We start from the raw sequence: 14592 nt of genomic DNA, 5'->3' as shown, positions 1-14592 counted from the left end.
CATGCGGCAGCTCGAGCTACAGGAAAGCAGCCGCCCGGAGCGCCATATCTTGTCCAATGATGCTGCTTCGATGCTCAACCGATTACGTATCGCGACGGTAACTCCGGAGGGTGGGGGCGAATGGACCGTTGCCAACGTCCGCAAAGTCGGCGTTGTTCGCATTGATGGCCAGCAGATCTTGATCCGTCCCAAGGTTCCCATCTCTCGTCTGTTCTTTATGATGCAGTACGCGATATGTCCGAAGTTCTGGCTGTCCGACGAGATCCAACTAGGCAGCGACAAGAACCTGCTGAGCGCCATGGCTGTGGCTTTCCTTCAGCAAATTTCGAATGTCCGGCGGCAGGGATTCGTCCAAGGATACGAAACTTTCGAAGAGGCGCGGCCGATGGTTCGCGGCCGACTCGACATCGCGGCGCAAATCAGTCGCCGCGGAGGGCTGGCACTGCCAGCCCAGGTGGTCTACGACGAATTCACGATCGATGTACCAGAAAACAGACTGCTCTTTTCTGCTCTGCACCGGCTGCTGAAACTTCCAATGCTGGATTCGGCAACCCGGTCCGGCCTGCGCAAACTGACGCAGTCATTTGAAGGCGTCACGCTGCTAGTTCCAGGTCAGGAGCTACCAACTATCCACTACACCAGGCTCAATTCCAGATACCGTCCGGCGTTGTTCCTCTCGGAAATGATTCTCCGAAACTCCTCGGTGGAACACGTCAAGGGCCAGCTGACAGCCAGTGCGTTTCTTTTCGACATGTGGAAGATCTTCGAAGACTTCGTCACTGTCACCTTGGCCAACAACCTTGCCGACATTAGCGGTAAAGCAACACGGCAGGAGACCGGAGCGTTTCTCGATAAAGGAGCAACGCTGGCACTCCGGCCGGACCTCGTTTGGCACGGTGCCGACCAACAACTGGCCATCATCGATGCCAAGTACAAGGCTCCTGAGTCCATGAAATACCCTAATGGCGACATCTACCAGATGCTGGCTTACTGCGTCCGCTTCGGACTTGATGGCGGGCACCTCGTATACGCCCAAGGCCAGGAATACACGCGCGTACATGACATCATTGGTCACCAGACCACCATCCATTGCCATGCTGTGGACCTGGCGTTGCCACCATCCGCCTTACTTCGGCAGATGTCAAAGCTGGCTTCTACGATTGCAGGTTCTGGATAGCTGGAACGTGCTGTGTCCAACGAAAGGTCCGTGGATGTAGGAAACGCACAAGGCAGTGCCCACCCGTAGAGCGATTGGGGTGGGCACTGCCGTCCGGGGGCGGCTTGCGGGGAAGCCGGTACTAGTTGGCGAAGGTGTCCAGCAACCGGCCCTTGGAATCCCAGAGGCCGATCGAGTCGCCGCCGTTGTTCAGGACCGCGGTATCGCCGCCCAGGTAGAACGCCTCGGCGCTGTTGGTTCCCGGTCCCGAGAACACCCGCAGCTCGGCACCCGGCGTGAGCTTGAAGCCCTCGCCGACGCGCAGGATGTTGTTGGCTGCGTCGCGCAGCACGTAGCCGCTGACGTCGATGGTGCGGTTGCCCTCGTTGGCGAGGATGACGTGCTCGCCGGTTTCCGGCTGCAGGTCGTTGCCCGGGACGTCGTTGACAGCACCGGCGACGACGATGCCGTTGTTGGACGGGAACACCTTCTTGCCGTCCAGGTGGCGGTCGACCTGCTGCGGGAAGTCGCCGGTGATGCGCTCGACGCCCAGTTCCAGGGCGGCATCCGCGGCCTGCGTGGAGTTCACCGTGTAGACGCCGAGCCCCAACCCGGCGTCCTTGACCCGTGCGGCACCGGCGGCGTCAAGGGTCCGGTAGCTGGTGCCGAAGGCATCGGCGTAGGTGGCGTAGTCGGCCAGGATTTCCGCGCTCGGGACGGTGCCGGTCAGCTGCTGCAGCGGGACCTCCGGGGCCAGCTCGGCGAAGGCCTTGTTGGAGGTGGCATCGAAGCCCAGGACCTCGATCTTGCCGGCCTTCTCCAGTGCGCTCCACTCGGCGTCGGTGGCCAGCGCATCGGCGACGACCTGCTCGACGCCCGGGGACTTGGCCGGGGACTTGATCTCGATGAAGACGCCGGTTTCGCCGGTGAGCACGTCGGCCACCGCATCGAAGTGCGGGATCTTCTCGCCGGCGAAGTCGGCCGAGAAGTAGGATCCGGCGTCGAGCTGCTGCAGCTCGTTCCAGGTGAAGGACGTGATCGGGTCGTTGACGCGGTCCGGGAAGACGTCGGCGACGTTGGTCGTGCGGGCCGCGGTCTCGTCGTGGAAGATGAACGGGACGCCGTCGCTGGAGAGCTGGATGTCGATCTCGACGAAGTCGGCACCCGACTGGCTGCCGGCCTTGACAGCGGCCAGGGTGTTCTCCGGTGCGACACCAGCGGCACCGCGGTGGCCAATCAGGATGGGCGATGCGGTTTCCTGCTCGGCGGCCGGGGCGGCAACGGCGGGGCTTGCCAGACCGGCGAGCATGCAGGCGGCCAGGGTGCCAAGCGTGAGGGTGCGAAACTTCATGGTGGGGGTTCCTTCGGTGTCGGGGACGGACACCCACCACGCTGCCCTCCCCGGACAACGCTGCGGCCACGAGGAGGTGAACCGCGCATTAAGATCCCGCGTACGACGCCGTCGGACAAGATTGACTGCCCCGGGAGCCGGCCGGATACGGACCCATCCGTCCGGGCACGACGGTTACTCCATGCGGCGGCTGTTTGTCGAGTGCTTGAGGACCAACTTGCCCGTGGTGCTGCGGGATTCCAGCGCCCTGAACGCCTCGGCAACATCGACGATGCCGTACTGCGTCACCTGGGGAACCTTGATGGCCCCCGAAGCGATCCAGTCGAAGATGTCCGAGGCGCGCCCGGCAATTTCCTCCGCCGTGCGCACGTGGTGGACCACGGTCGGCCGCGTGACGAACAGGGAACCAAGGCCGGCCAGCGAGTTCACATCCAAGGTTGGAATCGGCCCGCTGGCGCCGCCGATCGCGACCAGCACGCCGCGTATCCGCAGGGCCCGCAGGCTTTCGTCGAAGGTCTCCTTCCCGACCCCGTCGTAGACGACCGATGCGCCTTCCCCTCCGGTGAGCTCGCGGACCTTGTCGGCAAACCCGTCGTAGCCGATGACCTCATCCGCCCCGTTGGCCAGCGCCACGTTCTGTTTGGCCTTGGTGGAAACCGTCCCAATGACCCGTGCACCCTTGAGCTTTGCGATTTGTGTCAGCCATTGGCCCACTCCCCCGGCTGCCGCATGGATAAGCACGGCGTCGCCTGGGCCGACGGCATAGGTGTCGTGCACCAGGTAGTGGGCAGTGATGCCCTGCATCAGCGCGGCCACGGCCACGGCGTCGTCGATGCTGTCGGGGATCGACACCACCTTGGAGGCATCGACCACCGCGAACTCGGAGAAGCTCCCCTGGCCTCCGGCCAGCCATCCCACGCGCTGTCCGGAGACAAGCCCGGTGACCTCCCCGCCCAGTGCCTCGACGACTCCAACGCCCTCGACCCCTGCAGGGAACGGGGCCTGCAGTGGCGTCGCCCCCTTGCGTTGTGCGACGTCAAGGTAGTTCACCCCGGCGACGGACAACCGCACCAGGACCTGGCCAGCGCCGGGGGCAGGGCGTCCGACCTGCCGGATTTCAAGGCTTTCGGGGCCTCCGTATTCGGCAACCACCACGGAGTTCATGGTCTCGGTCATGTCGCGTCATCCTGTCCTGGGTCAAAACTAATTCTCTGGCTGTGTTCGGCGATCCCCGCGGCAGGATGGGTCGGGAGCCCCTGAGGGGGTCCCGACCCATCCTGCAGCGGAGACGTGGTCAGTGCGTGGGGAATCCCAATTCGATCTGGGATTCGCTCGGATCGGGCCAGCGGCTGGTGACGACCTTGCGCCGGGTGTAGAAGTTGAAGGATTCTGGCCCGTACATGTGGGTGTCGCCGAAGAGCGAGTCCTTCCACCCGCCGAAGCTGAAGGCCCCGATGGGCACCGGGATCGGCACGTTGATGCCCACCATCCCGACCTCGATGTCGAACTCGTATTCCCTGGCGGTCTTGCCGTCGCGGGTGAAGACCGCGGTGCCGTTGGCGAACCGGTTCGAGTTGATCAGCTCCACGGCCGCGGCGTAGTCGTCCACGCGCACCACGGCAAGAACGGGTCCGAAGATCTCCTCGTCGTAGACCCGCATGCCGGGCTTGACGTGGTCAATGAGCGAGACCCCGATGAAGAAGCCGTTCGAATCGAAGTGCTGGTCTCGGCCATCGACCAACACGTCGGCACCTTCTTCCTGGGCAGAGGCGATGAATCCCGCCACCCTCTCACGTGCGGCGGCGGTGATCAGCGGGCCCATCTCTGACTCCGGGTCCGTGCCGTCGCCGACCTTCAGGCCGGGGATGCGCGCGGAGATCTTGGCGACGAGCTCGTCGGCGATCGAGCCGACGGCCACGACGACCGAAACGGCCATGCAGCGTTCCCCGGCCGAGCCATAGGCACCGGAGATCGCCGCATCCGCGGCGGCGTCAAGGTCCGCGTCGGGCATGACGACCATGTGGTTCTTGGCACCCCCCAGTGCCTGGACCCGTTTGCCGTTGGCAGCGGCGGTGGAATACACGTACTTGGCGATCGGCGTGGAGCCCACGAAGGAGACGCCGGTGATCCCGGGGTTTTCCAGGATCTCGTCAACGGCTTCCTTATCCCCGTGCACCACGTTGAGGATGCCCGCCGGCAGGCCCGCCTCCTCGAAGATCGCGGCGATCCAGTTCGCGGCCGAGGGGTTGCGCTCGCTGGGCTTGAGGATCACGGCGTTGCCGGCGGCGATCGCGGTGGTGATCATCCACAGCGGAACCATCGCGGGGAAGTTGAACGGGGTGATGCAGGCGACCACGCCCAGGGGCTGGCGGGTCTGGTGCACGTCCACGCCGGTGGCGACCTGTTCGGCGTATTCGCCCTTGAGGTGGTGCATCAGCCCGGTGCAGAAGTCCACGTTTTCCAGGCCGCGGACGATCTCGCCGTCGGCGTCGGAGAGCACCTTGCCATGCTCGGCGGTGATGATGGCGCCGAGTTCGGCGCGGCGCTCGTCGATGAGCTGGCGCACCTTGAAGAGGATCTGGCTGCGCTTGGCCAGGCCGAGCCGGCGCCAGTCGCGCTGGGCTGCCGCGGCCGTGGTCACCGCGTCGCGCACGGTCTGCGCGCTGGCCAGGGCGACCTGGCCGGTTTGCTCGCCGGTTGCGGGGTTGTAGACAGGGCCGAAGCGTTCGGAGTCGGTGACGGACGTGCCGCCGATGCGGTGGCCGATGGTGGTCACGGCCAGCTGTTCAAGGGTCTGCGACATGGTTACTTCTTCTCCTGGGTGTAGCCGGCAACGGTGCCGTCGGGTGAAACGTTCTTGACGATCAGCGAGCAGTCCTTCCCCCCGAGCCCCTCGGCAATCAGTGCATCAAAGTGCTCGCGCGCCAGGGTCGCGGCGGGGAGCTTGACCCCGGTCATCTCCCCGGCGTCCAGGGCCAGGCCCACGTCCTTGCGGGCCAGGTCCACCCGGAAGGTGGCGTCAAAGTTGTTGTTGGCCGCAGCGCTGTCGATGACCCCCGGCACCGGGTACCAGGTCTGCTGCGCCCACGAGCGTCCGGAGGAGACCGAGGCGATCTCCCAGAAGACCTTCGGATCCAGCCCAAGCTTTTCGGCCAGCTGGGAACCCTCGGCCGAGGCCATCAGGTCGATGAAGAGCATCATGTTGTTGCAGATCTTCGCGGCGATGCCCGCCGTCGCGGCGCCCGCGACGATGGTCTTGCCCGCCATCGGCTCGATGTGCCCGACGGCCTCGGCGGTGTGCTCCTCCAGTCCCCCGACCATGAAGGCCAGGGTCGCCGCGGCGGCTCCGGAGATCCCGCCGGAGACCGGGGCGTCGACGAACTTCAGCCCGCGGGCGCTGGAGCCCTCGTGGCAGAAGCGCGAGGTCTCGATGTCGACCGTCGAGCTGTCCAGCAGCAGGGTGTCGGCACCGGCGTGGGCCCAGATCCCGTTCTCGCCCTCGTACACGGCGCGCACGTGTTCGCCCTTGGGCAGCATGGTGAAGACCGCGTCGGATCCCTGCACCGCCTCGGCGATGCTGCCCGCGATCTCGACGCCGCGTTCCTTGGCCGCGATGCAGGCATCCGGGTTCAGGTCGTAGCCCTTGACCTGGTGCCCGGCCGCCACGAGATTCGCGGTCATCGGGCCTCCCATGTTTCCGAGTCCGATCCAGCCGTAAACTGCCATGATTCCTCCTGTGCCGTTCCCTGCCCGCTCGGGCCGTGATAGGCACCACACTAGGGGCGAATATCCTCGCGTTCAACGCACATCGCGGGCCCAGGTTTGCACCACTCATGTGCATCAATGCACAATGAGTGCATGGAACGCAGCATCGACCACCACCACCTCGAATCCCTGATCACCTTTCTCTCGGTGGCGCGCCTGGGCCGCTACACGGCGGCCGCCGACGTGCTGGGGGTGAACCACTCCACGGTGTCCCGCCGCATCGCGGCGCTGGAGAAGGCCATGGGCGGCCGCGTGCTCACGCGCACCCCGGCCGGCTGGGAGGTCACCGACCTGGGGAGGCGCGCCCTGGGCGCGGCCGAGGAGATCGAACGGGCGGTCGCGGGCCTCACCGAGACACGGACCGGAGGCGAACTCGCCGGCACGGTGCGCATCGGGGTGCCCGACGCCTTTGCCGCGCACTTTGCCACCCCGGCCATGGCCGCGCTGCAACGCCAGCACCCGCGGCTTGCAGTCGAACTCATGAGCGCCACCCAGCGCGCCCGGCAGACCCGCTCGGGCGTCGACCTGGAAGTCGTCGTGGGCAAGCCCCACGTGCACAAGGCCGTGGCGACCGAGCTGCTCACCTACCACCTGGGGCTCTACGCCTCCCGCGAGTACCTTGCCCTGCACGGGGAGCCGCAGGCCATCGCCGAGCTCGTTTCGCACCGGCTGAACTACTACGTGGAATCCGCGCTGACCATCGACGAGCTGGACAGCGCGACCGAAGCGCTGCCGCCGATGCCCCGGGGCATCACCTCCACCAGCGTGTTCTCGCACATCGCGGCGACCAAGGCCGCGGCCGGGATCGGGATCCTGCCCGACTTCCTCGCCGACCTCGAGGACGATTTGGTCCGCCTGTTGCCCGGCGACTACGCGCATGCCGCCACATATTGGGTGGTGGGACGCGAGGAGGCGCTGCGCAATCCCGCGGTCCTGGCGGCGGTTGCCGCGATGGCGCAGGCCGCGGCCTAGGGCCCGGGCACGCACCTGCCCGGGGAGGCGGCGATCGCCGCTCCCCCGGGCATGGTTGCATCGCGGCCCCTTCGCCGGTGCGGCTACTTCACGCTGTCGCGTGCGGCGGCCTCGGAAGCCTCGGTGTTGATCACGACCGTCCTGGCCCGGTCGGCCTCGTCGATGTCGTGCAGCGAGATGCCGTTGGTTTCACGCATGGAGTACACGACGGCCAGGGTGATGATCGCGGCGATGCCGATGTAGATGGCCACCGGCACCCACGACCCGTAGATGCTCAGCAGGAAGGTGGCGATGATCGGGGCCATGGAACCGGCCACGATCGAGGTCACCTGGTAGCCCAGCGAGACCCCGGAGTAGCGCATGCGGGTCGGGAACATCTCCGCCATGATGGCCGGCTGCCCGGCGTACATCAGGCCGTGGACCAGCAGGCCGGCCACGACCACCAGCAGGATCACGAAGTCGTTTTGCGTGTTGAACAGCGGGAAGGCAACGAATCCCCACACCAGCATGAGCGAGGCGCCCAGCGCGTACACCGGCCGGCGGCCCAGCTTGTCCGTGTAGCGTCCGATCACCGGAACCACGGCAAAGTGGATCGCGTGCGCCACCAGCATCAGCATCAGGATGGTCGAGGTGTCCATCTTCAATTGCGTCTTCAGGTAGGTGATCGAGAACGTCACCACCATGTAGTAGAGGATGTTCTCGCCCAGCCGCAGCCCCATGGCGGTGAACACGCCGCGCGGGTAGCGGCGGAAGACCTCGGCCACGCCGTAGCCGGCCTCCGCGTTCTGCTCCAGCTCGGCCTTGGCCTCCTGGAAGATCGGCGCGTCGGAAATCCGGGTGCGGACGTAGTAGCCCACGGCCACGATGACCACCGAGAGCCAGAAGCCGATGCGCCAGCCCCAGGCCAGGAACGCCTCCTCGGAAAGGGTTGAGGAGAGCACGAGCAGCACGACGGTGGCGAGCAGGTTGCCTGCCGGCACCGCGGCCTGCGGCCACGATGCCCAGAACCCGCGTTCCTTGTCCGGCGCGTGCTCGGCGACCAGCAGCACCGCCCCGCCCCATTCGCCGCCGACCGCGAAGCCCTGGAAGAAGCGCAGGACCACCAGCAGGATCGGCGCCGCATAGCCAATGGCGTCGAAGGTCGGCAGGCAGCCCATCAGGAAGGTGGTGACGCCCACCAGGATGATGGCAACCTGCAGCAGGTGCTTGCGGCCGTACTTGTCGCCGAAGTGGCCAAAGACGATGCCGCCGATCGGACGGGCAATGAAGCCCACGGCGTAGGTCAGGAACGCCTTGATGATGTTGTCCAGCTCATTGGCGGCCTCGGGGAAGAAGATCTTGTTGAAGACCAGCGTTGCAGCCGTTGCGTACAGGAAGAATTCGTACCATTCCACGACCGTCCCGGCCATCGAGGCGACGACCACGCGCTTAAGTCCCTTGCGCTCCTGGATACTGGCACTGCTGGGGCGAGATGAAGCCACTTCCAACCTCCGAAGGTTCCACGGATGGCACATGGGCAATTGCCGCTTGCCGATCACGCCTCCGAGTATGGCCCAGATCACAGTGAAGTTGGAAGCGGTTGCACCCGGCATGACGTGGCCCGTTTGGGCACATGTGCCGTGCGGCAATGCACAGGGCGTGCGCCGCGGCGAACGGCAGCACCTTCCCTTGCATAGACTGGTCGACGGTCTGACGGAAGGAACACGCGACATGGTTGCGCGCTTGGATACGGTTGTTGTTGGCGGCGGGGCCATGGGCTCGGCCACCGCGTGGGCGCTGGCGACACGCGACCGCGAGGTCACACTGCTGGAGCAGTTCGCCCCCGGCCACACCCTTGGCGCGTCGCACGGGAGCACCCGGAACCTGAACCTCGGGTATGCGGATCCGGTCTACGTGTCCATGCTCGCCGAATCACTCAAGCTCTGGGAACTGCTCGGCGAACAAAGCGGCCAGGCACAGGTGACGCGGACGGGAATCGTCAACCATGGCGCCCCGCGGGAACAGGCCAGGGTGCTGGCGTCCCTGACGGCTGCGGGCATCGCGGCGGAGGAGCTTTCGGCCGCGGAGGCCGGTGAGCGCTGGAACGGCCTTCGGTTCACGGGTCCGGCGCTGCACATGCCCGACGGCGGGCAGCTCAACCCCGACGTGGCCCTGCCGGGCTTCCAGCGGGTGGCAACGCAGCATGGCGCCCGCATCCGCCACGGGGTGCGGGTCATCGAGATGAAGATCGTCGGAGACCAACAAGCCCTCCTGACCCTGGAAACCGCGGAAGGCCGTGAATCCGTGGAGGCCCGCAGCGTCGTAGTCACTGCGGGCGCCTGGACCGGCCACCTGCTCCCCGGATCGGTCCGCCTTCCGGCCCTGCGCGTCACGCAGGAACAACCGGTGCACTTTGCCCGGCGCCGTCAGGAGGATGTTTGGCCCGGCTTCAACCACACCCTGGTTCCGGGCTCCCGGGGCTTTGAAAATGCCTATTCCCCGGTCTATGGAATGCTGACGCCCGGCGAAGGGATCAAGGCGGGCTGGCACGGAACCGGCGCATTGACCCATCCCGACCGGCGGAGCTTCGCCGCCGAGCCGCTCCAGCTCCGCGCCCTGCAGGAATATGCCCGGCAGTGGCTCCCGGGCGTCGACCCGGATTCGTTCACCGAGGTGAGCTGCACCTACACCACCACACCGGACGAGGATTTTGTGCTCGACCGCATCGGACCGCTGGTGATCGGCGCCGGGTTCTCCGGCCACGGGTTCAAGTTCACCCCGGTCATCGGGAGGATCCTGGCCGACCTGGCAGATGGCAGTGGACCTGCACCGGCGAAGTTTGCCGCGCGGCGCACCCTTGCCGTGCCGGCGCGGGGCTCCGGCGTCGCAATGCCCGGGGATTCCGCCTAACGGCTGGCGGCCAGTGCTTCCTGGACCTGGCGCGCGGCCCGCTGCAACGCGGGGAGCACCTCCGCGGCGGCGTCCCGGGCGCTGACGTGTGATTGCGGACCCACGCCCATGGACACGTTCATGGCGGCAACGACGCTGCCGTCGGCCGCGAACACCGGGACGGCGACCGAGCGCAGCCCGATCTCCAGTTCCTGGTCGACGATCGCGTAGCCCTGGGCCCGCACCCGGTCCAGTTCCGTCCGCAGCTCTGCGACGGTGCCGATGCCGTGGCCGGTCGGTGCGCTGACGCCCGCGGCCAGCAATTGCTCCCGCACCCCGGGTGCCTGGTAGGCCAGCAGCACCCGGCCCATCGAGGTGTTGGCCGCGGGGAAACGCGTACCGACGCTGATGCCCACGCGCATGATGGAGCGGGTGTGCACCCGGGCGATGTAGAGGATGTCGCTGCCCTCGAGCACCGAGGCGGAGGCCGATTCATGGACCGTCGAGGAAAGCTCCTCGAGGACGGGTTCCATCAGCTGCGGCAGCGTGGCGCTGGAGAGGTAGGAGTAGCCCAGCTGCAGGACCTTGGAGGTGAGCTCGAAGAACTTCCCGTCCCCGCGCACGTAGCCCAGTTCCTGCAGGGTGAGCAGGAAGCGGCGGGCCGTGGCCCGGGAGAGGTTGGTGCGCTTGGCAACGTCGCTCAGGGTCATCGAGGGGTGCTCGGCGTCGAAGGCGCAGATGACGTCCAGGCCGCGGGCCAGTGACTGGACCGAGGTGGAGCCGCCCGCTGCGGCGGTTCCTGCATCCTGGCTCATGGCGTGGGGCTCCTGTGTGTTCATCGGATGTGGACGCCCAAAAACTCATGGACGGGGAAAGCGAAAGAATGGGGGCAATCCTTCGACGGCCCCCATTCTTTCAGACTTGCCGGCTATGCCTTGATCAGGTCCACCGGGATCTTGGCGTCGAGTTCCTCGAAGGTGATGCCGTGGGTCGAACGAACCGTCACCCCGGAGGCGTCGATGACGAAGATCGCGGACTCGGTGTAGATGCGCGAGACGCAGCCCAGTCCGGTGACCGGGTAGGTGAGCGCCTCGACCAGCTTGGACTCGCCGGTCTTGGTGAACAGGCCCATCATGACCCAGGTCTGCTTCGCGCCGATGGCCAGGTCCATGGCACCGCCGACGGCCGGGATCGCGCCCGGTGCACCGGTGTGCCAGTTGGCCAGGTCGCCGCCGCCGGAGACCTGGAAGGCACCCAGGACGCAGACGTCCAGGTGGCCGCCGCGCATCATCGCGAACGAGTCGGCGTGGTGGAAGTAGCTGGCGCCGGGCAGCTCGGTGACGGGGATCTTGCCGGCGTTGATCAGGTCCTCGTCGATGTCATCGCCGGTGGCGACAGGGCCCATGCCCAGCATGCCGTTCTCGGTGTGCAGGGTGACGCCCTGCTCCGAGGTGAGGAAGTTGGACACGTTGGTCGGCTGGCCGATGCCCAGGTTCACGAAGGCGCCGGCCGGGATGTCGGCGGCGACCAGCTTGGCCATCTCGTCGCGGGTCAGCGCGGCGTCGGTGGAGGTGTATTCGCTCATTACTTGGTGCCTCCAATGGTGACGAGGGTGTCGACGAAGATGCCGGGGGTGACGACGTTTTCCGGATCCAGCGCACCGGCGGAAACGATCTCGGAAACCTGCACGATGGACTTCTTCGCGGCGGTGGCCATGATGGGTCCGAAGTTGCGGGCGGTCTTGCGGTAGACCAGGTTGCCCAGGGTGTCGGCGCGCAACGCCTTGATGATGGCGAAGTCCGCGCTGATCGGAGTCTCGAGCACGTAGCCGCGCCCATCGATCACGCGGGTTTCCTTGCCCTCGGCGAGCATGGTGCCGTAGCCGGTGGGCGTGAAGAAGCCGCCGATGCCGGCGCCGGCGGCGCGGATGCGCTCGGCGAGGTTGCCCTGCGGGACGAGCTCGAGCTCGATTTCCCCGGCACGGTAGGCCTCATCGAAGTGCCAGGAGTCGGACTGCCGCGGGAAGGAGCAGATGACCTTCTTGACGCGGCGTTCCTTGATGAGCAGGGCCAGGCCGGCGTCGGCCTGCCCGGCGTTGTTGTTCACGACGGTCAGGTCCGTGGCGCCGCAGTCCATCAGGGCGTCGATGAGTTCCATCGGCTGGCCGGCGTTGCCGAACCCTCCGATGAGCACGGTGGCGCCGGTCTGGATGCCGGAAACGGCGTCCGCGGCGGAGGTGGCAATACGTGGTGCCATAGGTTGTTCTCTCCTAAATCTGTTCGGTCAGGGGATGGGGGCTCGATTCCCCCGAGGGTGCTTAGGCGGTGGCGTTCGGGTTTTCCAGCACGACTGCCAGGCCCTGGCCGACGCCGATGCAGATCGCGGCAACGCCCCAGCGCTGGTTGTTCTCCTGCAGGCGGCGCGCCAGGGTGCCCAGGATGCGCAGGCCGGAGGCACCCAGCGGGTGGCCGATGGACAGCGCGCCGCCCCAGGCGTTGACGATTGACGCGTCGATGTCCCAGGCGCGGACGCAGGCCAGCGACTGGGCGGCGAAGGCCTCGTTCAGCTCGACGGCGGCGACGTCCGACCAGGAGATGCCTGCCTTGGCCAGCGCCTTGTTGGCGGCCTCGACCGGGGCGAAGCCGAAGTACTGCGGGTCAAGGGCGGAGGACGCGCGGCCGGCGATGCGGGCCAGCGGCGCCGCTCCCAGCAGCTCGCCGCCGCGCTCGGAGCCGATGAAGGCGGCGGAGGCGCCGTCGTTCATCGGCGAGGCGTTGCCCGCGGTGACGGTTCCGGTGGCGGCGTCGCGGAAGACGGTGCGCAGGCCGGCGAGGGTCTCGGCGGTGGTGCCGGGGCGGATGGTTTCATCCATGGTCACCTCGGTGCCGCGCTTGTTGGCCGGCGGCACGGAGACCACGAGGTTCTCGTACTTGCCGTTGGCCCAGGCCTCGGCCGCCAGCTTGTGCGAAAGTGCGGCGAATTCGTCCTGGTCTTCGCGGGTGACCTGGTACTTTTCACGCAGCTGCTCGGTGGCCTCGCCCAGGGACACTATCCATTCCTTGGGCATGGCCGGGTTGACCAGGCGCCAGCCCAGGGTGGTGTTTGCAAGTTCGAGGTTGGCCATCGGGAAGGGGCGCTCGGTCTTGGGCAGCACCCACGGGGCGCGGCTCATGGACTCGACGCCGCCGACCAGAACCAGGTCCGCGTCGTCCGTGTTGACCTGGCGGGAGGCGGCGATGGCGGCGTCCAGCGAGGAGCCGCAGAGGCGGTTCATGGTGGTGCCGGGCAGCGAGGTTGGCAGGCCCGCGAGCAGGGTGGCCATGCGGGCCACGTTGCGGTTTTCCTCGCCGGCGCCGTTGGCGTTGCCGAAAATCGATTCGTCGATGGAAGCCGGATCCAGCTGCGGTGCCCGGGCGACGAGTTCGCGGACCACGTGCGCGGCCAGGTCGTCGGGGCGGTGGGAGGAAAGGCTTCCGCCGATCTTGCCGAAGGGGGTGCGGATCGCGTCGTAGAGGTACGCCTGCTTCATGGTGTGGGTCCTGGCTTCCTGGTCAATTTGTTCGCATCGCGAACGCTTGTTCACTAAATGAACTTTATCACCGAGAGGGTCGGCCATCAAGGGATCGAGCCACATTGCCTGCGCCGCCCCACATGGCCGGGGACTTCCCGCTACCTGCCAAACTCCCTGCTCACCGCGCTCGGCGGGAGCGTGGACGGGCCCTGGAGGTCGATGCGCCGGGCACCGCAGCCGGCGCCGCAACGCACATACAGCACCCGCCCGTCGGAGGTGTCATGTGCGGAATCGACCAGCCATGCATGTTCGTGGGCAGGGACCTGGCGGGTGGTTTCAAGGGTTTGGGCGGCATCCATAGGCATCATGCTGTCCAGCATGCTGTAATGGCATTATGCATCTCAACCCTTACGGCGAATATGCGGTCCTGCTCGCGGCCTCGCTGGCCAACGACCCGCCAGTCAACCGGGACGGCATCATCGACCGGGCGCGCAAGTTCGGCATGACCATGGACTTCACCCCGGCACCCGATGACTACGAACTCACCCGCGACGTCGTCGAGGACTGGCTGCGCGTGGTGGATGCCGCCGACCCCGGCCGGCGGGCGACCCTGCTCAACGAGCAGATGGCGGCCGCGGCCGCCTACCCCCGACTGGTGGACCACAACAACGAGGGCTGGCACCTGCACTACCGCGATCCGAACCAGGTCCTTCCCCGTGTGCTGCGGGCTGTCATCGGCGTCGGCACGGCACTGCACCTGTCGACCCGCGGCATGCACCGCATGGGGCGCTGCGCCGCCGGGGAGGATCCCGGGGATCCGTGCACCCGGGTGGTCATCGACGTCACCCGCAACGGCCGCCAGCGCTACTGCTCGGTGCGCTGCGCCAACCGGGCTGCCGTGCGCCGGCACCGGGCCCGCGCCGGGTCGGGTGCCGCGGCGGCCCGGAACGACTGAGTCCCCCCCGCGGC

The 14592-nt window shown here is 66.9% G+C and carries 14 protein-coding genes; 4 read left to right on the top strand and 10 right to left on the bottom strand.

What is annotated here, in order from left to right; translation table 11 throughout:
- Position 1 precedes the first annotated feature (1 nt).
- Complete coding sequence (locus KRR55_RS00570; RefSeq protein WP_217387099.1) at positions 2-1177, top strand: McrC family protein; 1176 nt, start codon at positions 2-4, stop codon at positions 1175-1177.
- A gap of 121 nt (positions 1178-1298) precedes the next feature.
- Here KRR55_RS00570 and KRR55_RS00565 read toward each other — a convergent pair whose 3' ends face one another.
- The 4 genes from KRR55_RS00565 to mmsB form a co-directional block, all read right to left on the bottom strand.
- On the bottom strand, positions 1299-2507 hold the full coding sequence (locus KRR55_RS00565; protein WP_217387098.1) for a glycerophosphodiester phosphodiesterase family protein: 1209 nt from the start codon (positions 2505-2507) through the stop codon (positions 1299-1301).
- A 174-nt stretch (positions 2508-2681) separates the two neighbouring features.
- Positions 2682-3683, bottom strand: a complete 1002-nt coding sequence (locus KRR55_RS00560) for a quinone oxidoreductase family protein (RefSeq protein ID WP_217387097.1) — start codon at positions 3681-3683, stop codon at positions 2682-2684.
- A gap of 118 nt (positions 3684-3801) precedes the next feature.
- Positions 3802-5310 (bottom strand): CoA-acylating methylmalonate-semialdehyde dehydrogenase, encoded by a 1509-nt coding sequence (locus KRR55_RS00555; protein WP_217387096.1) that lies wholly within the window; start codon positions 5308-5310, stop codon positions 3802-3804.
- Between the two features lie 2 nt (positions 5311-5312).
- Positions 5313-6233: a 3-hydroxyisobutyrate dehydrogenase gene (gene mmsB / locus KRR55_RS00550; RefSeq protein WP_217387095.1), complete on the bottom strand. Its 921-nt coding sequence runs from the start codon at positions 6231-6233 to the stop codon at positions 5313-5315.
- A gap of 132 nt (positions 6234-6365) precedes the next feature.
- Between mmsB and KRR55_RS00545 the strand changes: the two genes are divergently transcribed.
- Entirely contained in the window at positions 6366-7244 is an 879-nt protein-coding gene (locus KRR55_RS00545) for a LysR family transcriptional regulator (protein WP_217387094.1), read from the top strand.
- A gap of 83 nt (positions 7245-7327) precedes the next feature.
- Here KRR55_RS00545 and KRR55_RS00540 read toward each other — a convergent pair whose 3' ends face one another.
- Positions 7328-8758: an MFS transporter gene (locus KRR55_RS00540; RefSeq protein WP_217387649.1), complete on the bottom strand. Its 1431-nt coding sequence runs from the start codon at positions 8756-8758 to the stop codon at positions 7328-7330.
- Positions 8759-8954: 196 nt separating this feature from the next.
- Between KRR55_RS00540 and KRR55_RS00535 the strand changes: the two genes are divergently transcribed.
- Positions 8955-10133 carry an FAD-dependent oxidoreductase gene (locus tag KRR55_RS00535; RefSeq protein WP_217387093.1) on the top strand — a complete coding sequence of 393 codons (1179 nt, stop codon included), beginning with the start codon at positions 8955-8957 and terminating at the stop codon, positions 10131-10133.
- Here the strand turns inward: KRR55_RS00535 and KRR55_RS00530 are convergent.
- The 5 genes from KRR55_RS00530 to KRR55_RS00510 form a co-directional block, all read right to left on the bottom strand.
- On the bottom strand, positions 10130-10927 hold the full coding sequence (locus tag KRR55_RS00530; RefSeq protein WP_217387092.1) for an IclR family transcriptional regulator domain-containing protein: 798 nt from the start codon (positions 10925-10927) through the stop codon (positions 10130-10132). The two genes, KRR55_RS00535 and KRR55_RS00530, sit on opposite strands and share 4 nt — an antisense overlap.
- A 113-nt stretch (positions 10928-11040) precedes the next feature.
- Complete coding sequence (locus KRR55_RS00525; RefSeq protein WP_217387091.1) at positions 11041-11697, bottom strand: 3-oxoacid CoA-transferase subunit B; 657 nt, start codon at positions 11695-11697, stop codon at positions 11041-11043.
- Complete coding sequence (locus KRR55_RS00520; protein WP_217387090.1) at positions 11697-12368, bottom strand: 3-oxoacid CoA-transferase subunit A; 672 nt, start codon at positions 12366-12368, stop codon at positions 11697-11699. The genes KRR55_RS00525 and KRR55_RS00520 overlap by 1 nt, the downstream gene beginning before the upstream one ends.
- Before the next feature lie 61 nt (positions 12369-12429).
- On the bottom strand, positions 12430-13641 hold the full coding sequence (locus KRR55_RS00515) for a thiolase family protein (protein ID WP_217387648.1): 1212 nt from the start codon (positions 13639-13641) through the stop codon (positions 12430-12432).
- Between the two features lie 140 nt (positions 13642-13781).
- A complete protein-coding gene (locus KRR55_RS00510) occupies positions 13782-13982 on the bottom strand; it encodes a hypothetical protein (protein WP_254455714.1) in 201 nt (66 codons plus the stop codon).
- A 35-nt stretch (positions 13983-14017) separates the two neighbouring features.
- Between KRR55_RS00510 and KRR55_RS00505 the strand changes: the two genes are divergently transcribed.
- A complete protein-coding gene (locus KRR55_RS00505) occupies positions 14018-14578 on the top strand; it encodes a CGNR zinc finger domain-containing protein (protein WP_217387088.1) in 561 nt (186 codons plus the stop codon).
- The last annotated feature ends 14 nt before the right edge of the window (positions 14579-14592 follow it).

The sequence above is a fragment of the Paeniglutamicibacter quisquiliarum genome (assembly GCF_019084045.1).
GTDB lineage: Bacteria > Actinomycetota > Actinomycetes > Actinomycetales > Micrococcaceae > Paeniglutamicibacter > Paeniglutamicibacter quisquiliarum.
This window is presented reverse-complemented; position numbering and strand designations above follow the sequence as displayed.